The sequence below is a fragment of the Cupriavidus sp. F041 genome, assembly GCF_057814235.1.
This window is the reverse complement of the sequence record NZ_JBVASY010000001.1, coordinates 3,355,494-3,375,799: the sequence shown is the minus strand read 5'-3', so window position 1 is coordinate 3,375,799 and position 20,306 is coordinate 3,355,494. Positions and strand designations below refer to the sequence as shown.

Annotated in this window: 17 protein-coding genes and 2 pseudogenes; 10 read left to right on the top strand and 9 right to left on the bottom strand. The window is 64.4% G+C overall.

All coding sequences use genetic code 11. From position 1 onward, the window contains the following. Nucleotides 1-213: 213 nt before the first annotated feature. Nucleotides 214-1,086, bottom strand: coding sequence for a LysR family transcriptional regulator (locus tag ACZY0R_RS15515; protein WP_488859226.1), 873 nt, complete (start codon nucleotides 1,084-1,086; stop codon nucleotides 214-216). Nucleotides 1,087-1,280: 194 nt separating this feature from the next. Between ACZY0R_RS15515 and ACZY0R_RS15510 the strand changes: the two genes are divergently transcribed. Continuing rightward, nucleotides 1,281-2,267, top strand: coding sequence for a zinc-binding dehydrogenase (locus tag ACZY0R_RS15510; RefSeq protein ID WP_488859225.1), 987 nt, complete (start codon nucleotides 1,281-1,283; stop codon nucleotides 2,265-2,267). Between the two features lie 26 nt (nucleotides 2,268-2,293). Next, nucleotides 2,294-2,782 (top strand): YybH family protein, encoded by a 489-nt coding sequence (locus ACZY0R_RS15505; protein WP_488859224.1) that lies wholly within the window; start codon nucleotides 2,294-2,296, stop codon nucleotides 2,780-2,782. Between the two features lie 148 nt (nucleotides 2,783-2,930). Here the strand turns inward: ACZY0R_RS15505 and ACZY0R_RS15500 are convergent, their stop codons facing one another. Both ACZY0R_RS15500 and ACZY0R_RS15495 read right to left on the bottom strand, forming a co-directional pair. Next, the gene (locus ACZY0R_RS15500; RefSeq protein ID WP_488859223.1) at nucleotides 2,931-4,184 is read right to left on the bottom strand and encodes a M20/M25/M40 family metallo-hydrolase; all 1,254 of its coding nucleotides are present in this window, start codon (nucleotides 4,182-4,184) and stop codon (nucleotides 2,931-2,933) included. A gap of 104 nt (nucleotides 4,185-4,288) precedes the next feature. Continuing rightward, nucleotides 4,289-5,548, bottom strand: coding sequence for a glutamate carboxypeptidase (locus ACZY0R_RS15495; RefSeq protein WP_488859222.1), 1,260 nt, complete (start codon nucleotides 5,546-5,548; stop codon nucleotides 4,289-4,291). 242 nt (nucleotides 5,549-5,790) lie between these two features. Here ACZY0R_RS15495 and ACZY0R_RS15490 point away from each other — a divergent pair, with 242 nt between their 5' ends. Beyond that, entirely contained in the window at nucleotides 5,791-6,801 is a 1,011-nt protein-coding gene (locus ACZY0R_RS15490) for a GlxA family transcriptional regulator (protein ID WP_488859723.1), read from the top strand. 79 nt (nucleotides 6,802-6,880) lie between these two features. On the opposite strand, the gene ACZY0R_RS15485 is transcribed toward ACZY0R_RS15490, so the two are convergent. Beyond that, nucleotides 6,881-7,612 carry a BON domain-containing protein gene (locus ACZY0R_RS15485; protein WP_488859221.1) on the bottom strand — a complete coding sequence of 244 codons (732 nt, stop codon included), beginning with the start codon at nucleotides 7,610-7,612 and terminating at the stop codon, nucleotides 6,881-6,883. A gap of 188 nt (nucleotides 7,613-7,800) precedes the next feature. Continuing rightward, nucleotides 7,801-8,226: an OsmC family protein gene (locus ACZY0R_RS15480; protein WP_488859220.1), complete on the bottom strand. Its 426-nt coding sequence runs from the start codon at nucleotides 8,224-8,226 to the stop codon at nucleotides 7,801-7,803. Between the two features lie 426 nt (nucleotides 8,227-8,652). On the opposite strand from ACZY0R_RS15480, the gene ACZY0R_RS15475 reads away from it, so the two are divergent. From ACZY0R_RS15475 to ACZY0R_RS15460, 4 genes and pseudogenes are all read left to right on the top strand, one after another. Beyond that, on the top strand, nucleotides 8,653-9,738 hold the full coding sequence (locus tag ACZY0R_RS15475) for a calcium:cation antiporter (protein WP_488859219.1): 1,086 nt from the start codon (nucleotides 8,653-8,655) through the stop codon (nucleotides 9,736-9,738). Between the two features lie 207 nt (nucleotides 9,739-9,945). After that, nucleotides 9,946-10,869, top strand: a complete 924-nt coding sequence (locus ACZY0R_RS15470) for a LysR family transcriptional regulator (RefSeq protein WP_488859218.1) — start codon at nucleotides 9,946-9,948, stop codon at nucleotides 10,867-10,869. A gap of 375 nt (nucleotides 10,870-11,244) precedes the next feature. Next, nucleotides 11,245-12,320, top strand: a pseudogene (locus ACZY0R_RS15465) (porin). 236 nt (nucleotides 12,321-12,556) lie between these two features. After that, nucleotides 12,557-13,172 (top strand): annotated as a pseudogene (locus ACZY0R_RS15460) (uracil-DNA glycosylase family protein). Nucleotides 13,173-13,371: 199 nt separating this feature from the next. Here ACZY0R_RS15460 and ACZY0R_RS15455 read toward each other — a convergent pair. After that, nucleotides 13,372-14,850 carry a YncE family protein gene (locus tag ACZY0R_RS15455; protein ID WP_488859721.1) on the bottom strand — a complete coding sequence of 493 codons (1,479 nt, stop codon included), beginning with the start codon at nucleotides 14,848-14,850 and terminating at the stop codon, nucleotides 13,372-13,374. 11 nt (nucleotides 14,851-14,861) lie between these two features. After that, the gene (locus ACZY0R_RS15450) at nucleotides 14,862-15,344 is read right to left on the bottom strand and encodes a DUF305 domain-containing protein (RefSeq protein ID WP_488859217.1); all 483 of its coding nucleotides are present in this window, start codon (nucleotides 15,342-15,344) and stop codon (nucleotides 14,862-14,864) included. Nucleotides 15,345-15,934: 590 nt separating this feature from the next. On the opposite strand from ACZY0R_RS15450, the gene ACZY0R_RS15445 reads away from it, so the two are divergent. Beyond that, nucleotides 15,935-16,453, top strand: coding sequence for an RNA polymerase sigma factor (locus ACZY0R_RS15445; protein WP_488859216.1), 519 nt, complete (start codon nucleotides 15,935-15,937; stop codon nucleotides 16,451-16,453). Then, complete coding sequence (locus ACZY0R_RS15440) at nucleotides 16,450-17,289, top strand: anti-sigma factor family protein (protein WP_488859215.1); 840 nt, start codon at nucleotides 16,450-16,452, stop codon at nucleotides 17,287-17,289. The genes ACZY0R_RS15445 and ACZY0R_RS15440 overlap by 4 nt, the downstream gene beginning before the upstream one ends. Nucleotides 17,290-17,407: 118 nt before the next feature. Here ACZY0R_RS15440 and ACZY0R_RS15435 read toward each other — a convergent pair whose 3' ends face one another. Next, complete coding sequence (locus ACZY0R_RS15435; RefSeq protein WP_488859214.1) at nucleotides 17,408-18,076, bottom strand: TetR/AcrR family transcriptional regulator; 669 nt, start codon at nucleotides 18,074-18,076, stop codon at nucleotides 17,408-17,410. Nucleotides 18,077-18,231: 155 nt separating this feature from the next. On the opposite strand from ACZY0R_RS15435, the gene ACZY0R_RS15430 reads away from it, so the two are divergent. Next, nucleotides 18,232-19,485, top strand: coding sequence for an NADH:flavin oxidoreductase/NADH oxidase family protein (locus tag ACZY0R_RS15430; RefSeq protein ID WP_488859213.1), 1,254 nt, complete (start codon nucleotides 18,232-18,234; stop codon nucleotides 19,483-19,485). 203 nt (nucleotides 19,486-19,688) lie between these two features. Here ACZY0R_RS15430 and ACZY0R_RS15425 read toward each other — a convergent pair whose 3' ends face one another. Further along, nucleotides 19,689-20,195, bottom strand: coding sequence for a phasin family protein (locus ACZY0R_RS15425; protein WP_488859212.1), 507 nt, complete (start codon nucleotides 20,193-20,195; stop codon nucleotides 19,689-19,691). Nucleotides 20,196-20,306: the final 111 nt, after the last annotated feature.

Genomic DNA, 20,306 nt, shown 5'->3' with positions numbered 1-20,306 from the left:
TGATCCATGTCATTGGGTGCAGCGCGTGAGCGCTGTCGGTGGCACGGCGCGGAAGAACATCAATAACGAAGTGTGGATGGTGCTGCCGCCGCTGCTACCAGTCGCGGTGCCATCGCACAATAGTGGTCGACCCAGATTGGACAACCGGGCTACGCAACAGCATTTTGTTCGTCCTGCCGACTGGTACTCTGTGGGACGTGCCGATGCCTGGACCTAGAGGAAGGATGGCAACTGCGCCTGGCAAAAGTCCAGATAGGACCGGACGATTGCAGATGGATGACGATGCGAGGGATATAGCAAGTTGAGTTCCTGCACAGGCAAGGGGTGTTCTGGCAGCAGGCTCACAAGGTTCTTCTCCCGAATGGCGCTGGCAGCCATGAATGGGGGCAGTTCTGTGACGACCTCACCGGCAAGCGCCCGGCTGCGCAGGTGCGCATAGTCATTTGCGGACAGTACCGCCGCGGGACTATGTTCGGACGAACCCAGGCGCCAGACAGTTGGAGCATTCGAGCCCTGGTTCCATACCGCGCAGGGAAAGCGATGCAAAGCCTCGGGCGTCTCCGGCATGCCAAGACGCTCGACGAGGGCCGGACTTGCGACCAGGACATGACGATAGGACAGGACGCGCCGCGCGACCATGGTCTCGTGAGCAATTGTCCCAACGCGCAGCGCAACGTCGATGCCATCCTCGACGAGATCGACACGCCTGTCGGTCGTGAAAATATGCAGGCGGATATCGGGACACTGGCGTTGAAACGCCGCAAGCAGGCCCCACCAGGGTTCGAATGACGGCGGTAGCGATAGCCTCAGCCGTCCCTTGAGGCGTGTCTGGTCGCTCACGACGGCCTGCTCCGCCTCCAGCAGGGCCTCGATGCCACGACTGGCGTGCTCATAGAGGCGCGCCCCAGCGTCCGTGAGCCTGGTTCCACGCACTGAACGCTCCAACAACTGCACGTTCAATTGCCGCTCCAGTTCCCGAAGCCGCCGGCTTAGTGTTGGCAGCGGTACGCCCATGCGACTTGCAGCGGCGGAGAGACTCCCGGCCTGCACCACTTCTACAAACATCTCCACGGCATTGAGGTCCATGCCTTACCTCTCAAAAATGAGAGGAATATTACCAAAATCAACGGTTTTCTTCCGACATTGAATAGGCGAAAGTTACTTCCAGGCGCTGGCTCCCTGGCCAGCATCTTCAACTGAATCAGGAGTTACGCACATGTCAAAGATCCGGCATTCCCGTCTTACCAGCCCATCACCCCGCCACTGAAGAGAGACCAGCCATGAAAGCCTATGTCATCGAACAAGCAGGCGGCCCCGAAGTCCTGCAAATGCGTGAGATTGCATCCCCGGAGCCAACCGCGGACGAAGTTCGGATTCGCGTGCGCGCATTTGGTTTGAATCGCGCCGAAGCCTATCTGCGGGCCGGGAAAATGGGTCCGATCACCGCGCCACGCGTGCCAGGCATCGAAGCCGTCGGCGAGATCGTCGACGATCCCGCGGGCGTGTTTCGCACCGGCCAGCGCGTCGCCACGGCCATGGGCGGCATGCAATTCACGCGAGGTGGCAGCTACGCCGAACAGATAACCGTGTTGCGCAGCAATGTCATTGCCCTGGACAACATCTCCCTGACATGGGAGGAGCTTGCAGCACTACCCGAAGCCTATCTGACCGCATGGGGTGCGCTGGAGAAGAGCCTTGCTGTCGAACGTGGTCAAACGTTGCTGATACGCGGCGCCACGTCGTCCGTCGGCCTCGCAGCGCTCACCTACGCCAAGGCGCTCGGCCTGAATGTCATTGCCACCACCCGCTCGCAGACGAATGCAGGGCGCCTGCGGGAAGCCGGCGCTGACAAAGTGGTCATCGACACCGGCGAAATCGCAGCCGATGTCCGCCAGCTCGCACCGGAAGGCGTGGATGCGGCGCTGGAAGTCGTCGGCGCCACGACGCTGCGTGATACGGTCAAGACCCTGCGGCCGTTCGGGGCGGTCAGTGTTATCGGCTTGTTAGGGGGGCCGCCTGCCCTGGAGTCGTTTCACCTGATGCAAGACCTTCCCGCCGCGGTGCGCCTCAATTTTTTCCCGAGCGGCCTGCTGGGCACTGCCGCTTTGCCGCTGTCGGAATCACCGCTGCCATGGATTGCGCAGGATCTCGCCAAAGGTCTCATTCCATCGACGCATGCCAGGACGTTCGATTTCGATGAAGTCCGCCAGGCCCACAGCCTGATGGAGAGCAACCGGGCCCTCGGCAAGCTCGTCGTGCGACTTTAGTCGGGACCGATTCCGAGGACTGCATCATGCGTAACATACTTCATGTCCCGGTGGCTGCGGTTGCCGCGTCCATGCTGTTCCAGCCTGCTGCCCAGGGAGCCACGCCGGCATCGGAAGCCGCAGTGAGTACGGCCATATCCGGACAGCTCGCTCGCTACGAGCAGGCGCTGAACAGTGCCGACATCGAGCGGATCATGTCGCTCTATGCCCGCGACCCGGTATTCATGCCGCAAAACGGTTCGCCGGCCGTGGGCCGCGAGGCGGTCCGGCGCGCTTATGGGCATGTCTTCGACTCGATCAAGCTCAATGTGCGCTTCGAGATCGATGAGATCCGCCTGCTATCGGATGAGTGGGCCTATGCACGTACCCGCTCACGCGGCACGGTGACGCGGCTGGGCAATGCAGTCCCGCCCGGGCCCGAAGCCAACCAGGAATTGTTCCTGCTGCGTCGCGAAGCCGATGGTCAGTGGCGATTCGCCCGCTACATCTTCTCTACCACCAACTCCCCGGACTGAACGACCATGGCCACCTGAGCCCGACCCGGCGGCTGGAGGCGTTGAGACGGCCCCGTCCTAACGAAAGAGATCCTGCCCTGCGGGCAGGCTGCAGGCAGGACTTCCACCCTGCCTGCAAACCCGCCGAACGCCCCCCTGCGGGATAGGATCAGCTGCGCCCGATCTCCTGAAGAATGCGCGTCAGCAGGTACAACCGCGGCACGATCGAATCGATCTCGATGTACTCGTCGCGCGCGTGGTAGCCGAAGCCCGCGAGGCCAAAGCTCTCCACCACCACGGCCTTGCCGGAACGCCCGGCGAAGCCCGCGTCTGTGCCGCCGCCGGTGCCTTCGGCCAGCGCCAGCTGGCGGCCGTCGAGTTCGGCGTAGATGGCTTGCGCGCGCTGCGCCAGTTCGCGGCCGCGTGCGTTGGCGACAAACGGCGGGCGGCCTGCTTCCATGGTCACCGTGGTCTGCGTGTCGGGGACGAGCTTGCCTTCCTCGACCTTCTTCTGCAGCGCGGCTTGCAGCTTCGCCGGACCGTCCTTGACTGTCATGCGCACGTCGCCGATGGCGGTGGCGCGCTCGGGAATCTGGTTGCGTACCTCGCCGGCCTGGGCGGTGGTCCAGTTGAGCTGGGTGCCCGGCACCGATTTGGCCTCGTCGCGCGTCTGCTGCAACTGGTAGGCCAGCTCGATCAGCGCATTGCGGCCCAGCTCCGGCGCGGCGCCGGCGTGCGAGGCGCGGCCCTTGACCTGCATGATGGCGGTGGCGGTGCCGCTGGCGCCCATCAACAGGGCTTCGGCCTTGACCACCGCCTTGGCGGCCGTCGGCTCGAACGACAGCACTACGTCATGCTGGTCGGCCAGGCTGGCGATGGTCTCGCCGGAACTGATCGAGCCCACTTCCTCGTCCGGGTTGAACAGGACGGTCAGTTGCGCGTAATCCTGCCAGCCGGCCGCCTTGAGGATGGCTAGCGAATGCAGGATCACCGCGATGCCGCCCTTGTCGTCGGCGATGCCGGGGCCGTAAAGGCGGTTGCCTTCCTGCCTGATCGGCTGCGTCGCCAGCGTATTGGCCGGATAAACCGTGTCCATGTGGGCGATCAGCATGATGCGACGCTTGCCCGTGCCGGTGAGCGTGCCCTTGACCATGGTGCCGGGGCCTTTTGTCACGGCGATGCGTTCGGTGCCGGCGCCGAGCGCTTTCAGGCGGCCTTCGGTATAGCTGGCCATCTGTGCCAGTCCCGCGGCGTTGGCGCTGCCGGACTCGATCGACACCATCTCCTTGAGCGACTGGATCACCGACGGCTCCGCGGTGCGCGCCGCGTCCAGCAACTGGGCATCGGCGGCGCAGGCGCTGCCGGTGGCGAGGGCAAGGACGGCCATGGCGGCATGAGTAAGCCGGCGCAAGGATGAATGCATGAAATCTCCCGTTGAGGATGTTTGTACTTGTGGATTCGTACTTGTCAGTTTGTGCTGGCGGCGGCAACGCAAACGCGCCGCCGCCAGTCATCGGCAGGTGCGCGTCAGTTGCGCCCGATCTCCTGCAGGATGCGCGACATCAGGTAGAGCCGCGGCACGATCGAATCGATTTCGATGTACTCGTCGCGCGCGTGGTAGCCGAAGCCCGCCAGGCCGAAGCTCTCCAGCACCGTGGGCTTGCCCGAGCGGGCGGCGTAGCCCGCGTCGGTGCCGCCGCCGGTCTGCGGCACCAGCGTCAGGTCACGGTCGATCTCCTTGTAGATGGCCTGCGCCCGCGCTGCCAGCGCGCGGCTGCGCTGGTCGGCCACGTACGGCGGATGGCCAGGCGTGAGGTTGAGCGTGGTTTCGGTGTCCGGAACCAGCTTGCTGGAGCCAAGCTTGGCTTGCAGCGCCGCCTGCAGTTTTTCCAGCGCGCCGGGCTGGGTCAGGCGGACATCGCCCACGGCCTCGGCCTTCTCGGTGATCTGGTTCAGCGGGCCGTTGGCGCTCGCGCGGGTCCAGACCAGCGCCGCGCCCGGCACGTCCTTGGCCACATCGCGCGTCTGGAGCACCTGGTATGACAGTTCGTAAAGCGCATTGCGGCCCAGCTCCGGTGCGGCGCCGGCATGCGCGGCACGGCCTTTGACATCCAGTGTGGCGGTGGCGACGCCGGCGGAGGCCAGCAGCAGGGGTTGGCCTTTCATCACCACCGAGCCGGCCGAGGGTTCGCAGGAGAGCACCACGTCATGCTGTTCGGCCAGCCTGGCGATGGTGTCGCCGGAACCGGGCGAGCCCACTTCCTCATCCGGGTTCAACAGCACCGTCAGCTCGGCGTAGTCCTTCCAACCGGCCGCCTTGAGAATCGCCAGCGAATGCAGGATCACCGCGATGCCGCCCTTGTCGTCGGCGATGCCGGGACCGTACAGGCGGTTGCCATCCAGCCTTATGGGCTGCGTCGCCAGCGTGTTCGGCCCGTAAACCGTATCCATGTGGGCGATCAGCATGATGCGGCGCTTGCCCGTGCCGGTGAACGTGCCCTTGACCATAGTGCCCGGGCCTTTGGTGACGGGGACGCGCTCGGTGCTGGCGCCCAGCGCCTTGAGCCGGCCTTCTGTGAAGCTGGCCATCTGCGCCAGGCCCGCCGCGTTGGCGCTGCCGGACTCGATCGACACCATGTCCTTGAGCGACTGGATCAGCGCGGGCTCGGCCGCGCTGGCCGCGTCCAGCAGTTGCGCATCGGCGGCGCGGGCGCTGCCGGCGGCACCGAGGGCCAGCGTGAGCGCGGCGACAGCGGTCTGGGTAAGTCGGCGCAGGGATGGCTGCATGAAGTCTCCTGTTGCTTGCATCGTTATTGTGGTCAGGCGGGTTGCCCGCCGAGCGACGATGCTAGCCCTTGCGCGCGCGGCAAGGTAGGATCAATCCCGCCAATTGGAATGCCGATCCCGCCATGCCTGACGCTGACCCCTCTGCCCTCCCCGCGCCGCCCGCCGGTTCCGACAACCCCGCCGCCAGCGGCGCTGGCCGCCCCGTGCCGCTGCACGTGCGCCTGCTATGGCTGCCGGAAGCCATGCCGGGCATGCTGTTCGGGGCGCTGGACGTGCTGCGCGCGGCGGCCGGGGTGGCCCGGCTGCAACGCCCGGATGCGGACCGCGACCTGAGCTGGAGCGTGATCGGCCCGTCGGGCCGCGCGCTCGCCCTGCCTGCCCTGGGCCTGGAGCCCGCGCGGCGGCGCCGGCGCGCCGCGGCGGATGGCAATGCGCTGGTGGTCATACCGGGCCTGCTGGCACGCAACGCCCCGCACCTGGGCGAAATCGTCAGCGGCGCGACCCAGGCGCTGCGCTTGCTGGAGCGCCACGCGCAGGCGGGCGGCTGGATTGCCGCCGGGGCAAGCGGCATCGCCTTCCCCGCCGAACTTGGCCTGCTCGATGGCGCGCGCATGGGCGCGCCCTGGACCTTCCAGAGCTGGATGACCAAGCGCTATCCCCGCTGCGATTTCTCCGCGAGCGAACCCATGAGCGTGCATCAGCGCGTGTTCGGCTGCGTCGCGCCGGCGCTGCAAACGGAGTTCATGTTGCGCGTGCTGGGCCACCTGCACGACCCCGACCTGGCGCAGACCTGTTCGCGCATGCTGCTGTACCAGGCCGAGCGCCAGCAGCTCACGCCGGAACTTGCGTCACAACGCTGGCTCAGCAAGACCGCCGACAGCCCGGTCTATCGCGCCATGCGCTGGCTGCAGGCGAATGTCGATGCGCCGTACCGGCTGGCCCTGGTGGCGCAGGCGGCCGCCACGAGCGAGCGCACCTTGCTGCGGCATTTCCGGCAAGTCACCGGCACGACGCCGCTGGCGTATCTGCACGGGCTGCGCGTGGAGCGCGCCAAGACCTTGCTGGAGGTGACGCTGCACGGCTCGCAAGCCGTGGCGGAAGCCTGCGGCTACAGCGATGCGGCGGCATTCCGCCGGCTGTTCCAGCGGGCTACGGGGATGTCGCTGTCGAGCTATCGGGCGCGCTTCGCGCTGCGCTCGCAGCGGCGCTACTGGCGCGTGGAGGACATGCCGCGCACGGCCGGCGGCGCATGAGCGCATCGCGCGCACCAAGACAGGGGCCGCCGGCCGTGCGCGGCCCCACCGTCCAGGCTATCAGGTTGCAAACGTCTGCTTAATTGCTCAGCACAATGCGATTGACCACATCCTCCACGCCATGCACGTACCAGGCATCCCGCTCGGCCTGGCGTTTCGCGGCTTCAGTGGTGGCATAGCCTTCAAGCGTGACCACCCGGTTTTCCGTACGTACCTGGATGCGGTCGGCATCGACGAACTGGTCTGTCTCCAGGACCAGTTTGAGCGCTTCCGTGACTTCGTCATCGCGGTCGGCTTCCGCCGGGGCCACCACCAGTTCGTTGACTACGCAGCGGCAACCGCGCGACCACCAGGCCAGCACGCCGGCCAGCCGCATGTGCGACAGGCTGATCACATGCCCCCGCAGCGTCACGACGCCGTCGACGACTTCGATCTCGATCTCGCCGCTGGACTCGCCAACGGCCTCGCGCACCGGTTCGATGCGCCCCTTGGTGTGCGCGCAGATCCGGCAATTGCGGAAATCGATCGCCTGCAGCAGGCGCACGCAGATCGCATTGCGCAGTTCGCCGTCGCCAACCGCCGCGCCGCCGTCGGTCACGCGCAGGTGATCAATTACCGCCGACACACCGTCGACACGGCGCACCGAGGCGGCGACGCGGCTCTTGTCGACAATATCGGGCACTTCGCCTTCGAGAATCAGCGCGCCGTCGCTCAGGCGCAGGTGGATGGTGGGATGGATGGAATGGCTGTGAAAGGGCACGTGGGCGATGGCCGCCCTAGCCTGGGTCAGGACTGCTTCACTGCTATACATGATGTCTGCCTTATCTTTGAAGGTCTGGATATAGGAGACGGCGTTCCGTCCGGCGAACGCCCTCGCGGCGCCACGCCGATACTACGGCGCGAAGCGGCGAATCTTCATTATAGGTAGCCAGGCTGGCTACGCCCGACCTGTTGCCAGGGCGGAGTGACGGACGCAAGCCAGCCCGGGCGAAACGCCGCTCAGGTCTCTACCGTGGCGTCCATGGTGATCTCGGCCTTGAGCAGCTTCGAGACCGGGCAGCCCGCCTTGGCCGTTTGCAGTGCCTTCTCGACCGCGGCCTTGTCGGCACCGGGGACGCGCACCTTCACGTCCAGGTGCACGGCGGTGATGGTGAAGCCAGAATCATCCTTGTCCAGGGTGACGGTGGCCTTGGTCGCGATGCTCTCGGCGACCATCTTGGCTTCGCCCAGGAACAGCGACAGCGCCATGGAGAAACAGCCGGCATGGGCCGCCCCGACGAGTTCTTCGGGATTGGTGCCCGGCCCTCCCTCGAAGCGGGCCTTGAAGCCGTATGGCGCGTCTTTGAGCACTCCGCTCTCCGCCGAGATACTGCCCTGGCCGTCCTTGATGCCGCCCTGCCATTTAGCCGATCCGTACTTTTGCATGAGTGTTCTCCATGGTCGAAAAGCAATGTGGCGCAACCTTCGCCGCGCCGGGGATGAGACGGTAAGTGCCCGTCCGTATACTTCGATGCAGCGTTAGTGCCGCAGGTATGGCCGCCTGAGTTCACTGCCGCCAGCCGGGAAATATCTTCCGCCAGAAGGCAAACTTCCTGAATTAACGACTAATTTCATCAAATTAACTGCCAATTTCTCTCAATTTATCGCAATTACCGGGAACCGAACCCTCCTTCGGCTGCCTTACTTCCGCGGCGCGGCATCGGCGGATTGCCGCCGGGCCAAGATGAATCACAATAGGACGCAATCCGGAAAACGGCCAGCAGCCTCGCTGCGAGCCGCCTGGCGGTCCGCAGCGAACGCGCAGTACCCATCACAATTGACCGCAATCCAATCACAACAAAGGGAGAACGGATGTCATTGACTTCCAATAAATTGCCTGCCTGGACCTTGTGGCTGCCACTGGCAGCCTGGGCCATCCTCGGGGCGGGCATGGCGGCGCCTGGCCAGGCGCTGCTGCTGGTGCTGGCCGGCCTGGCCCTCGCGGGCTCGGTATTCGCGGCCGTCCACCATGCCGAGGTGGTAGCGCATAAAGTGGGCGAGCCGTTCGGCACGCTGGTGCTGGCGATTGCGGTGACCGTGATTGAGGTGGCGCTGATCGTCTCGGTGATGCTGTCCTCCGGCCCCGAGAAAGCCGGGCTGGCGCGCGATACCGTGTTCGCCGCGGCCATGCTGGTATGCAACGGCATCGTGGGGATCTGCCTTCTGGTCGGTGGTCTGCGCCATCGCGAACAGGCTTTCCAGGCACCGGGCGCCACCGCCGCGCTGGCGGTGCTGGCCGCCCTGGCGGTACTCACGATGGTGCTGCCGAACTACACCAGCGCCATCCCCGGACCCATGCTGTCGCAGTCGCAACTGGCCTTCGCGGGCATCGCCTCGCTGGTCCTCTACGGCAGCTTTGTGTTCGTGCAGACGGTGCGCCATCGGGACTACTTCCTTGTCGACGCCACCTCGGACGAGAGCGTGCACGCCCCGCCGCCGCCCGCGAAGATCGCGCTTGCCAGCGGCGGCATGCTGCTGGTTTGCCTGGTGGCGGTGGTGGGCCTGGCCAAGCTGCTCTCGCCCACGGTGGAAGCCGCGGTGGCCAGCGCCGGCGCGCCGCCGGCCGTGGTCGGCATCGTGATTGCCGCGCTGGTGCTGTTGCCGGAAGGCCTGGCCGCCTTGCGCGCCGCGCGCGCCGACCGGTTGCAGACCAGCATGAACCTGGCGCTGGGCTCCGCGTTGGCCAGCATCGGGCTGACCATCCCGACCGTGGCCATGGTCTTCATCGTGGTCGGCAAGCCGCTGATGCTGGGCCTGGGCCCGACCGAAACCGTGCTGCTCGCGCTGACCTTGCTGGTCAGCACGCTCACGCTGCATTCCGGCCGCACCACCATGCTGCAAGGTGTAGTGCACCTGGTCATCCTGGCGGCCTACCTGTTCCTGTCCGTCGTGCCCTGAGCGCCGCTGACTGTGGCCCGCCAGCGGGCCACCTGCCTCGCGATGCGAAGCGAGCAGTCAAGGTGTACCAGGCCGTATGGGGCGCCTACCGGTCCGCCTAGGGCGGCGTCTCCGCCGCAAACGGTCCGGCGACGGCCGGCAAGTGCCTGCGCACGATCCTTGCTAGTGAGAGCGGATCGATCTCACTAGCGCCCGAGCGCAGCCACCATGCTCCACCCGCCTCGCCTCTATCTCTACCTGGATGCCGTGGCCCGCCACGGCTCGATTCGCAAAGCCGCCGAGCAACTCCACGTAGCCTCCACCGCGCTGAACCGGAAAATCCTTGAGGTGGAGCAAGAGGTCGGTACTCCGCTGTTCGAGCGCCTGCCGCGCGGGGTGCGGCTGACCGCCGCCGGCGAAGTGCTGATCGCCACCGTGCGCCGCAGCCTGGCCGACCTGGACTCCGCCACCGCGCAGATGGAGCAGTTGCGCGGGCTCGTGCGCGGCATGGTGCGCATTGCGACGGTCGAGTCAGTCGCCACGGATTTCCTGCCCGGAGTCATCGGCCGCTACCAGTCCACCCATCGCGGCGTCCAGTTTCGCGTGTCGGTGGGCAACACCGGCGACCTGCTGGCCGCGCTCAGGGAGGACGAGGCCGACCTGCTGCTGGCGCACGATCCCCCTCCCACCGCCTGCCTGCATGAGCTGACGGTATCCGCGCAACCCTTCTGCGCAATGATGCGCCCGGACCATCCGCTGGCTGGCCGGCGCTCGCTGCGGCTGTCCGACTGCCAGCCCTATCCGGTCGCGCTCGGGCCCGAGAGCTTCGGCAGCCGGCGGCTGATCGAGGCGATCTGCGCGCGCAACCGCCTGTCGCTTCGGGTCATGCTGGAGGCGACCACTGTGGAGATGCTGATGAGCTTTGCGCGCCAGACCGGCGCGATCTGCTTCCAGTTCCAGGCCGGCACGCTGCGCGAGGCGCGCCAGGGCACGCTGGTCGCCGTGCCGCTGTCCGACCCCGAACTGTGCGGCGGCCGGCTGGTGCTGGGTGCCCGCAAGGGCCGCAACTTGCCTCCGCCGGCGGCGGCATTTGCCGAGCACCTGAAGGCAGCGCTGACGGGCCTGCACCGGCCGTTTGCCGAGGCGGCCTGATGCGCGGCCTGACCGGCGCCGCGGCCCGCCACGCGCGCCGGCGGGTGCACACAATTTGCGTGCGCCATGAGAAGAAATAAGTGCTGGTTGTATGCAATCGAATTGCCGCAAACTGCATCCATCGCACATTCAGTACAGTCAAGCCAGGCGCCACCGGCCCGGCCCGGACACCTACGAAAGCAACGACAGCAAGATGAGAATCCCGCAACAAGCATGAGCCAGCGCCGCTAGCCACCGGCGCATTCCCGCGCCAGCCATTTCCAGATCACGCACGTTTTAAATAGCCGGGGCCTGTCCCCGCGGGGGCGTTGTCGTGCCCGGAGAATTCGACAGAGCCAGCAACGAAAGAGAACGGGGTCAACCATGGAGGTCTTTATGCAACACAAGTTCAAGCCGGTCGTGAAACTGGCGGTCATGGCCGCAGCCTTGCTCTGCGGCCATGCGATGGCGCAATCCAGCGTCACGCTTTACGGGATGGTTGACGCCTACGTGGGCGCCACCAGGCAGGCGGCGCGGACCGCGCCTGGGGCGTCAATAGCGGCGGCATGCAAACCTCATACTGGGGCATCAAGGGTACCGAGGATCTTGGCACCGGCCTCAAGGCGATCTTCGACCTCAACGGCTTCCTGCGTCCGGACACCGGCAAGCAGGGCCGCTTCGACGGCGATGCGCTGTTCACCCCGCAATGCTTACGTCGGGCTGCAGAGCGCCACGCTGGGCACGGTCAAGATGGGGCGCAATACCACCCCCTACTTCCTCTCGACCATCCTCTTCAACCCGCTGATCGACTCCTATGTGTTCTCGCCTGCGATCTTCCATACGTACTTCTCGGCCAGCAACGGCCGCGTGTACGACCCGGGCATCATCGGCGACTCGGGCTGGAGCAACTCGCTGGTGTACCTCCACGCCGAACTTCGGCGGCCTCACCGCCAATGCCATCTACGCCTTCGGCGAGCAGGCGGGAAGCGTCGGCAAGAACAAGTGGGGCGGCAACGTGCTCTACTTCAACGGCAACTTCGGCGCCACGGTGGCCTTCCAGCAGGTCAAGTTCAACAGCGTGCCGGGCGACGTGACCTCGCCCGCGGCACTGTCCGGCTTCGACAAGCAGAACGCCGTGCAAGTGGGCGTGAGCTACGACTTCAAGGTGGTCAAGCTGTTCGCACAGGGCCAGTACATCAAGAGCAGCGTCAACAACGCCACCGGCGACATCAAACACACCAACGGCCAGGTCGGCGCCTCGGTGCCGCTGGGCAACGGCAACGTGCTGGTCTCGTACGCCTACGACAAGACCAAGAACGATGTCGCGGACTTCAAGCGCAATACGGTTGGGCTGGCTTACGACTACAACCTGTCCAAGCGCACCGATATCTATGCTGCATACTTCTACGACAAGCTGAGCGACCAGTCGCATGCCGACAGCTTTGGGGTGGGGTGTACGGCACCGGTTCTGATCCGGCGCAAGGCGCACAGCGCAATCGTGCACATACATAACGGCCGGTCATTGCTGACCGGCCGTTTCCTTTCATGGCGACAAACGCCACTGCGCGCTTGCCGGACGCCATCCGGCATGCCTCTTTCCAGGGACGAAGGCAGATGGCCGATCGCAGCGCGCGCTATGCTATGGTCTGGCGTCCCCCCCGTAATGGGCCGTAGCAAAGCATGAAGCCCCCTTTCCCACATCCACGCAATGGTTCCGCAAGCCGCCAGCCTGCCGGACCTCGATGCCCTGCTGGCGAGCGTGCGCGCCTGCCGCGCCTGCGAAACGCACTTGCCGCTTGGCCCCCGCCCCGTAGTACAAGCCGCCACCCCGGCGCGCATCCTGATCGTCGGGCAGGCGCCCGGCACGCGTGTGCATGCCAGCGGCATCCCCTGGGACGATCCCAGCGGCGACCGCCTGCGTGAGTGGATGGGGATTGATAAGGCAGTCTTCTACGATCCCGCGCGCATCGCCATCATCCCGATGGGCCTGTGCTATCCGGGCCGCGGCGCCAGCGGCGACCTGCCGCCGCGCAAAGAGTGCGCGCCGCTGTGGATGGACGCGTTGCTGGCGTGCCTGCCGGATATTGAACTGACACTGCTGGTCGGGCAATACGCGCAGCGGCGGTTTCTTGGCGCCGCTGCGCGCGGTGGCGTGACGCCGACGGTAGCGGGCTTTGCCGCGCATGGACCACGCTATCTGCCCTTGCCGCACCCGTCGCCACGCAAACCAGGGGTGGTTCAAGCACAATGACTGGTTCGCCAGGGAATTGCTGCCGGTACTGCGCCAGCAGGTTGCCGCCGTCCTGGCGCGTCGGCGCGACTAGCCTGGGTTCTCAGGCGTCGCCCAGATGCGCCGCAACCATCCGCAGCCTTTGCTCGCTCATCGCCGATTTCCGGGACGGGAGAGCCGAGGCGGCCTTCGGCCGCTCCGGAGCAAATCAGCAAAGCGCTACGATTCCCCCGGCATGCGGAGAAAGGCGACGGGCCAGGATCAGCGGTGTACAGGCACAATGCGACGGATGCCTAGGGAGCCTGGACCTGGACGGGCGCGCCCGGCTTGCCTGACACCTGCGGGGCCACTACCAGGTAACGACGCTTGTCTTCCGCCCTACTGGCATCCGGCGCGACAATCTGGCGGATCTGGCCGATGGCGTTCACGATCGCGGCGCCGGCGGGATTGGTCATGAAGGACGCAAGCACCTCCACGGGGCCGCTACCGTCGGATTTGTCCGAGAGAGCAAGAACATACGGCTGCTTGGGCTGCAGGCCCGTCACCGATGCCTGCAACACTTGCACCAGTCCTTGATCGAACAAGGCAACGCTGGTAGGCGCTGTGGCCGCACCCGATGCCTTGCCATCACCCAGCGGCATCAGTGCCAGGCGGCTGGCCTGTCCCGCCACACCGAGCGGCTGCAGGTTCTGCGCCCCATTACCTTCCGGCACAGCATTTGGCACATAGGCAAGGGCCTGGGGTGCCTGCCCGATCGGCACGTTAGCGATGACCTTGTTTGTCAAGGTATCAATCACCGCCAGCGCGTCGTCGTTCTCGAGGCCAACGTACAGACGCGTGCCGTCCCCTGACGGCCACAGACCGTGGGGCAGCTTACCAACCGGGATGGTCGCGACTTGCGAGAAGTCGTCCGTGCGGAACACTTTCACCTGGTTCAGGCCGCCGACGGTCACGTAGGCGAACGAGCCCTTGGCATTGCCGGCAAAGTTGACGTGGTTGGTGATCGGGCCGGTCTCGAAACTCTTGATTGGCGCAAATGGAGGACGTGCATCGAAGACCTGCACCCGCCCCACATCCTTGAGCGTGAACCAGACCTGCTTGCCATCTGGCGTGGCAGCAATATTCGGGCAGAACGGCGAGTCCTGCTTGATCTTGCCGACGATCTTGTGGTCCGCGACGGAAATCACGTCGGTTTCGGGATTGAACGACGAGCACACATATCCATACTTGCCATCTGGCGAGAAGATCTGCATGCCGGGACCGGCCGGCACCGTGATGCGGGCCTTTTCTTCGAACGTCCTGGCGTCGAGCACCGCCACGTAGTTCTCGCCGCGTACAGTCACCCAGACTTCCTTGCCATCCGGCGTGTAGAACGCCTCGTGCGGCGAGCGGCCCACATAGGTCGTGTGCTTGACCGTATTTGTCTGTGTGTCGATGAACGACACTGAGTTCGAACCGATGGACACCACTGCGAGTGTCCGGTGATCCGGCGAGAAGCCCATGCCGTGGACGAGCACCTGGCCGCGATATAGCGGGCTGAAGTTGCCTGGCGACGGATCGCCGAGCCGGATCACGCCCAGCAAGCGATTGTCGGCGGGATCCGTCACGGAAACCGTGTTCGAGAATTGCTCGGCCGCATACACGCGGTCGTGGTGGCTTACCGGGATATCCGGTGCGGAGAGCGCGGCAGGCGCTTGTCCGGCCCATGCAGGCTGGCTGGCGGCGAGCGCCGTCATCGCTAGTATCACGGCATAGTGAGATATGCGTTTCATCATGGCTTCCGTTATGGGTTGGCGGGGCTGGTCATGGGCATGCTGTGCTGGGCGGCGTGGGCGGCATGCGCGGCGCCGGGACTGGAACCAGTCTGCTGTGTAGAGACAGGGGACGACGGTGGCAACGGCAAGCCGACCGCCATCCGCATCGCGATGATTTCCTGTTGCTGCCCGACAATAATCTCCTGCGCCACGCGGCGCAGTTGCTCGTTCTGGCCATAGCGAAGATAGGCTTTCGCCATATCGATAGCGCCTTGATGATGTGGCGCCATCATCGCGACGAAGTCGCGGGCGATATCGCCACTCGGCTTGATCGCCATGTCGTCCATCATCTTTGTCATCGCCGCATCGTTCTCCGCGAGGAAGGCATCTTCTTCAGTGGTGGCAGGCGGCGCATCTGCGGCGAAGGCCGGACCACCAAGGTACAGAAAAAATGCAGCGGCAGCCGCGGCCACCAGCGACAGGCGCCGGATGGAAGCAGGGATCGAAGACATGACGGGCTCCCCCGGTTGTTTGCCTGAGCAGGCGTTAACAAGGTGAACAGCGCGGCAGATTGTTTATTCCGCTAGTCCCGCATTTTTTTTCGGGTACGAACGAGGGGGCTCTCGGGACGGCATGGAATACTCAGGGCCTCGCGGTGTTTGCACGCATAGACGCCTCAATTCCAGGAATATGGCTCCCGGCAACGATGCAGCGTCTGCCAGGCGACCAGGACTGCCGCCCGGCTAGTGCTGCGCTGGCTCATCCCGGGCGCCACCCTGACGCCATGTCGCTGGCTGCCCGCAAAAAGTTGCCGTCAGATCACTCGACGCCCAGATCCGCCAGAATTTCTCCGCGCAATGGAATAAACCGCGGGCTCGCGGTGTTCACCACATCAGTCGAGACTTTCAGGAAGCCACGGTGCCAACCGATCCCCCGTTCCAGGAACCGCTGTCCGAAGTGGATATACAGGCGTACGCCGATGGTGTGCCGTTGCGCCCTGAGCGGAGCCGGCCTTGGCGTAGACCCAGATGCATGAGCGGCCGACACTTCGATGCCTCCCTGCCCCCGCGGGAACGCGTCCGGCAACCGGGCGGGGCGATCCATGAGCGTACGCGATGAGTTGATGGAGCACGTTCCACGGCTGCGTCGGTATGCGAGAGCGCTGCTCAACAACCGGGACCTGGCCGACGATCTTGTGCAGGACACGCTTGAGCGAGCGCTGGGCCGCACGGAACAGTTCCGAGCCGGGTCCGATCTACGCGCCTGGCTCTTCACCATCATGCATAACCTCTTTGCCAACCAGATGCGAAGAGCGTCAACCAGGGCCGTCCACGTGCCGGTTGACGATGAGAGCATCGCAGAACTCGAGTTCGCCGCGCCGGTAGATCAGACGCGCTCGCTGGAGATGCGCGATCTCGATTATGCGTTGCAGCGCCTGCCCGCGGAGCAACGCGAAGTGGTGCTGCTTGTCGGGCTGGAAGAGATGAGCTACGCCGACGTGGCGCTCGAACTTAACGTTCCCATCGGTACGGTCATGTCGAGACTATCTCGCGGTCGGGAAAGGCTGCGCGCATTGATGGCCGGTGCGCAACCTGCCTCGAAACTAAGGGTGGTCCGATGAAAGAGCAACAAACCTCAATCAGCGAGGAAGACCTCCATGCGTATGTCGACGGGATGCTGCCCGAGGCGCGCCGCATGCAGGTGGAACTCGCGCTTGAGCAGAATCCAGAACTTGCCGCGCGGGTCACGGACTACTTCGCCATGAACCGCTTGCTTCACGGCCGCTACGATCCAGTGCTGGGCGAGCCGGTGCCGAAGCGTTTGCAGCCCCAGCCTCCACCCGAGCATCGCCGGAGGTGGCGGGAAGCTGCCAATTGGCCCCAGTTGGCCGGCATGGCGGCGACGCTCGTGATCGGCATTGGCATTGGCATTGGCGCGGGGTTCCAGACAGCCACGCGCGCCCCCGGGCTGCCGGCGGGCAAGCCGGATACCGTGGTCGTAAGCGCTGGAGATCCGGAACGGTTCGCCTACCAGGCCGCGCTCGCGCACGTGGTGTACATGCCCGACGTTGTGCGTCCCGCCAATCTGGGTGCCGATCGCGAGCAGGATTTCGTGCAATGGCTGGCAAACCGGCTCGGCACGAACGTGCATCCTCCCGTCCTGACTAGTCTTGGCTTCGAGCTGGTGGGAGGGCGTCTTCTTCCGGATGCCGACGGCGGCGTTGCACAATTCATGTATCGCGATGCGAAAGGGGAACGCATCACGCTGTACATCTCGCACAGGAAGGTGCCTACAAACAGGACAGCGTTCAAGCTTTATCAAGACGGTTCAGTGAATGTCTTCTACTGGATGGATGGGGATTTCGGCTACGCCGTCTCGGGCGGCATTGATCGCAAGATACTGTTGCAGCTCTCGCATGACGTATATGCGCAACTCACACCTTCGAAAGCTGACTGAGCCTTGCCGACACATGTCCCCTCCCAGGGCCGTGAGGCTCGGGAGGGAGGCAAGTCGGCGGCAGCCGTCAGGCTGGCCGAATTGCAGCTTCAGATAGCCTCTATAGCCACTAATGCCTCTAAAGCCTTCCGGCTTCCAGCAGCGTCAACATCTGGGCGCTTGCCTCGTGTGCACGCCGGATGATTTCGTCTAGCTCAGGCTTGCTGAATCCGTGCAATGCGTCGTCGAAGAATTCGGCCTTCAGCAGCGCCGCGAAGGTTACGGCTGCCCGGCGCTTGTCCACCACCGTCCAACCCGTGGATGGCAACCACTGATCAAGGTAGTTTGCGAACACCTCATCTCGCCTGCCGGTGACTTCCTCCCTATAACGGCGACCTAGCTCCGGGAATCGGTGAGCATCACGGGTCACTACGCGATAGAGCGCCAACTGCTCGTCCGAAAGCACATGGCGTAGATATTCCTGGCCCGCAAATGGTAGCGCGACGGAGGGTGGATCGCTGAACCAGGGCGGCTCGCCTGATTCCGAAGCCCCTCCCAGTTGACCACCCGATGCAGCGTTGGAAGTCGAGCAGGCTGCATGCATGACAGCGCTGAACAAATCATCCTTGTTTTCAAAGTGGCGATAGAGCGTCTTGATAGACACCCCGGCCTCCGTTGCGATGCGATTGACTGAGCTTTCCGCATAGCCGTTCTCGAGAAAAATCCTTAGCGCGGTGTCGACAATGACCGCTCGCTTACGCGCCATAAGGCCCGCCTTGGGATTGTCGTCGGACCATGTCTTGACCATTGAAGACCTCTTTCTATTTTCCTTGACAGAGCATACGACAGCGACCACTATACATCAAACGACAGCGATCGCTGTCGTTTGATGGCAGTGAGGTCTGATTGCCTCCTTGCGAAGGACCCGCTGCCTCAATCGACACCACTTCCTGAACAGACACTATGACAAATCCGCTCTCTCTACCCCTGCGCCTGCCTTGCGGCGCGATTCTTTCCAACCGCCTCTGCAAGGCGGCCATGAGCGAAGGCATGGCCGATGCCAACAATCGATCCACGCCCCGGCTCGAGAAGCTGTATGGGCGCTGGGCCCGTTCGGGCGCGGGCCTTCTGCTCTCTGGAAACATTCAGGTTGACCGCTGGCACCTGGAGCGACCGGGCAACGTTGTGGTGGATGACGACAGCGGGCAAGTCGAACTGGCACGCCTTGCAGCAGCGGGACGGGCTGAAGGAGCGCATTTCTGGGCGCAGATCAGTCACACCGGCCGACAGGTCGACAGCGCAATTAATCCGGCACCACTCGCTCCGTCGTGCGTGGAACTCGATGTCGTTCGCGGCGCGGGCCTTTCGTTCGCGCCGCCGCGCGAAATGACGGAACAGGACATTCAGCACGCCATTGACCAGTTCGCCTTCACCGCCAGGAAGGTAAAGGACGCTGGCTTTACCGGCGTCGAACTGCACGCGGCACATGGCTACCTCATTTCGCAGTTCCTTAGCCCCCTGTCCAACAGACGCACAGATCGCTGGGGTGGGTCGCTCGAGAATCGCTCACGGTTCCTTGTCGACGTCCTTGCCGCGGTCCGCGCGGCAGTTGGGGTGGAGTTTCCGATCGGCATCAAACTCAATTCGTCTGACTTCCAGAAGGGTGGATTTACCAATGCCGAGTGTATTGAACTGGTGAAGCGACTCAACGAGACAAGCCTGGACCTCCTGGAACTGTCCGGTGGCTCGCTCGAGCAACCCAAAGTTGTCGGCGTTACCCTGAAGGATGAAGGCGAGGACAAGCCGCGTGAGAGCACCGTCAAGCGCGAAGCCTATTTCGTGGAGTTCACGGGCGCCGTGCGCGCCGTTGCAAAAATGCCGGTGATGGTTGTCGGCGGCTTCCGTACAACCGCGGCGATGATTGAAGCGCTTGAACGCGGCGAGTTGGACGTCGTCGGGCTCGGCCGCCCGCTCATCGCCGATCCCGACACGCCAAAGCGCATCTTGTCCGGCAAGATGGAACGCGCGCCTGCGCCCGAGGAAACGCTGAACCTGTTTCACCTCCTTCCGTGGAACAACATGCAATTGGAACGCTTGGGCAATGGACTCGAACCGGAACTCTCGCTCGATGGCGCCGATGCTGTTGCGCACTTCGAAGTGGTCGAGAAGCGGATCCTCACGGATCTTTTGGAGAACAGAAACAGGAAGGCAGCATGAGAGCTTGGGCTTGCTGAAAGACTTTGACCCCCGGGTGGCACCTTTGCGCCTCCGGTACCCGTATCGCAAGCACAAGGACCACGACGCGCCCGCCTTCACCGGAAATCGGCGATAAACAAAAGAAAATGCGCCACTCGGGCGCAGATTCCTTCATCAACAGTCTTGTACCGCGCGGCGGCCGGGCAGTGCCCCGCGCCGCCGCCTTACTTCGTGGCCAAAGCGGTGACGGATTCCATGGCCTCGCGCATCGGCTTGAGCGCGGTCTCGCAGGCTGCGACCCAACCCTGGGCACCGGCGCCGGCGGGGAACGAACCGTTCGCATTCGACACGAAGTTCTGGCCAAGCGATGCCAATGCTTCCTGGGTCTGCGCAGCGTAGGCGCTCATCTGGCGCTGGGCTACCTGGGCGAACTCGGTGCCGGTGGCGGTGAAGATTTCGTTCACGTGCCCGGCGTAGGCGCTCAGTTTCTGGCCAAACACATTGGCCAGTTCCGGCTTGAAGCCAGACACGCCGCCAACGGATTGCTGACTGGCTTCGCGCACGTATTCCGCGCCGTCCACCAGGCTTGCCTTGGCTGCCTGCATGTTCAGCTCGGTGATTTTTTCGGCGCCGCGGGCCAGGGGGCCGACCAGCGCGACAAACAGGTCCAGGTTTGCTTGCTGGAAACCGAAGAATTGGGCTTGGGACTGGGCTTGCGAGGGATGTGCCATGTAATAACTCCTGAGGATGATCCAACGCTTTCGAAGAGTTTTCCGTAGGCGGCATCATCTTTGCTGCATTGCAGCAATCGAGCACATCTTAGGCTCATTGGCTCAGGAGTC

Excerpts from the sequence above, each read along its gene's own strand:
- ACZY0R_RS15445 (WP_488859216.1), top strand. The coding sequence starts at position 15,935 with ATGAGCGTACGCGATGAGTTGATGGAGCACGTTCCACGGCTGCGTCGG.
- ACZY0R_RS15455 (WP_488859721.1), bottom strand. The coding sequence starts at position 14,850 with ATGAAACGCATATCTCACTATGCCGTGATACTAGCGATGACGGCGCTC.
- ACZY0R_RS15485 (WP_488859221.1), bottom strand. The coding sequence starts at position 7,612 with ATGTATAGCAGTGAAGCAGTCCTGACCCAGGCTAGGGCGGCCATCGCC.
- ACZY0R_RS15510 (WP_488859225.1), top strand. The coding sequence starts at position 1,281 with ATGAAAGCCTATGTCATCGAACAAGCAGGCGGCCCCGAAGTCCTGCAA.
- ACZY0R_RS15515 (WP_488859226.1), bottom strand. The coding sequence starts at position 1,086 with ATGGACCTCAATGCCGTGGAGATGTTTGTAGAAGTGGTGCAGGCCGGG.
- ACZY0R_RS15500 (WP_488859223.1), bottom strand. The coding sequence starts at position 4,184 with ATGCATTCATCCTTGCGCCGGCTTACTCATGCCGCCATGGCCGTCCTT.
- ACZY0R_RS15505 (WP_488859224.1), top strand. The coding sequence starts at position 2,294 with ATGCGTAACATACTTCATGTCCCGGTGGCTGCGGTTGCCGCGTCCATG.
- ACZY0R_RS15495 (WP_488859222.1), bottom strand. The coding sequence starts at position 5,548 with ATGCAGCCATCCCTGCGCCGACTTACCCAGACCGCTGTCGCCGCGCTC.
- ACZY0R_RS15425 (WP_488859212.1), bottom strand. The coding sequence starts at position 20,195 with ATGGCACATCCCTCGCAAGCCCAGTCCCAAGCCCAATTCTTCGGTTTC.
- ACZY0R_RS15435 (WP_488859214.1), bottom strand. The coding sequence starts at position 18,076 with ATGGTCAAGACATGGTCCGACGACAATCCCAAGGCGGGCCTTATGGCG.
- ACZY0R_RS15480 (WP_488859220.1), bottom strand. The coding sequence starts at position 8,226 with ATGCAAAAGTACGGATCGGCTAAATGGCAGGGCGGCATCAAGGACGGC.
- ACZY0R_RS15490 (WP_488859723.1), top strand. The coding sequence starts at position 5,791 with ATGCCGGGCATGCTGTTCGGGGCGCTGGACGTGCTGCGCGCGGCGGCC.
- ACZY0R_RS15470 (WP_488859218.1), top strand. The coding sequence starts at position 9,946 with ATGCTCCACCCGCCTCGCCTCTATCTCTACCTGGATGCCGTGGCCCGC.
- ACZY0R_RS15440 (WP_488859215.1), top strand. The coding sequence starts at position 16,450 with ATGAAAGAGCAACAAACCTCAATCAGCGAGGAAGACCTCCATGCGTAT.
- ACZY0R_RS15430 (WP_488859213.1), top strand. The coding sequence starts at position 18,232 with ATGACAAATCCGCTCTCTCTACCCCTGCGCCTGCCTTGCGGCGCGATT.
- ACZY0R_RS15475 (WP_488859219.1), top strand. The coding sequence starts at position 8,653 with ATGTCATTGACTTCCAATAAATTGCCTGCCTGGACCTTGTGGCTGCCA.
- ACZY0R_RS15450 (WP_488859217.1), bottom strand. The coding sequence starts at position 15,344 with ATGTCTTCGATCCCTGCTTCCATCCGGCGCCTGTCGCTGGTGGCCGCG.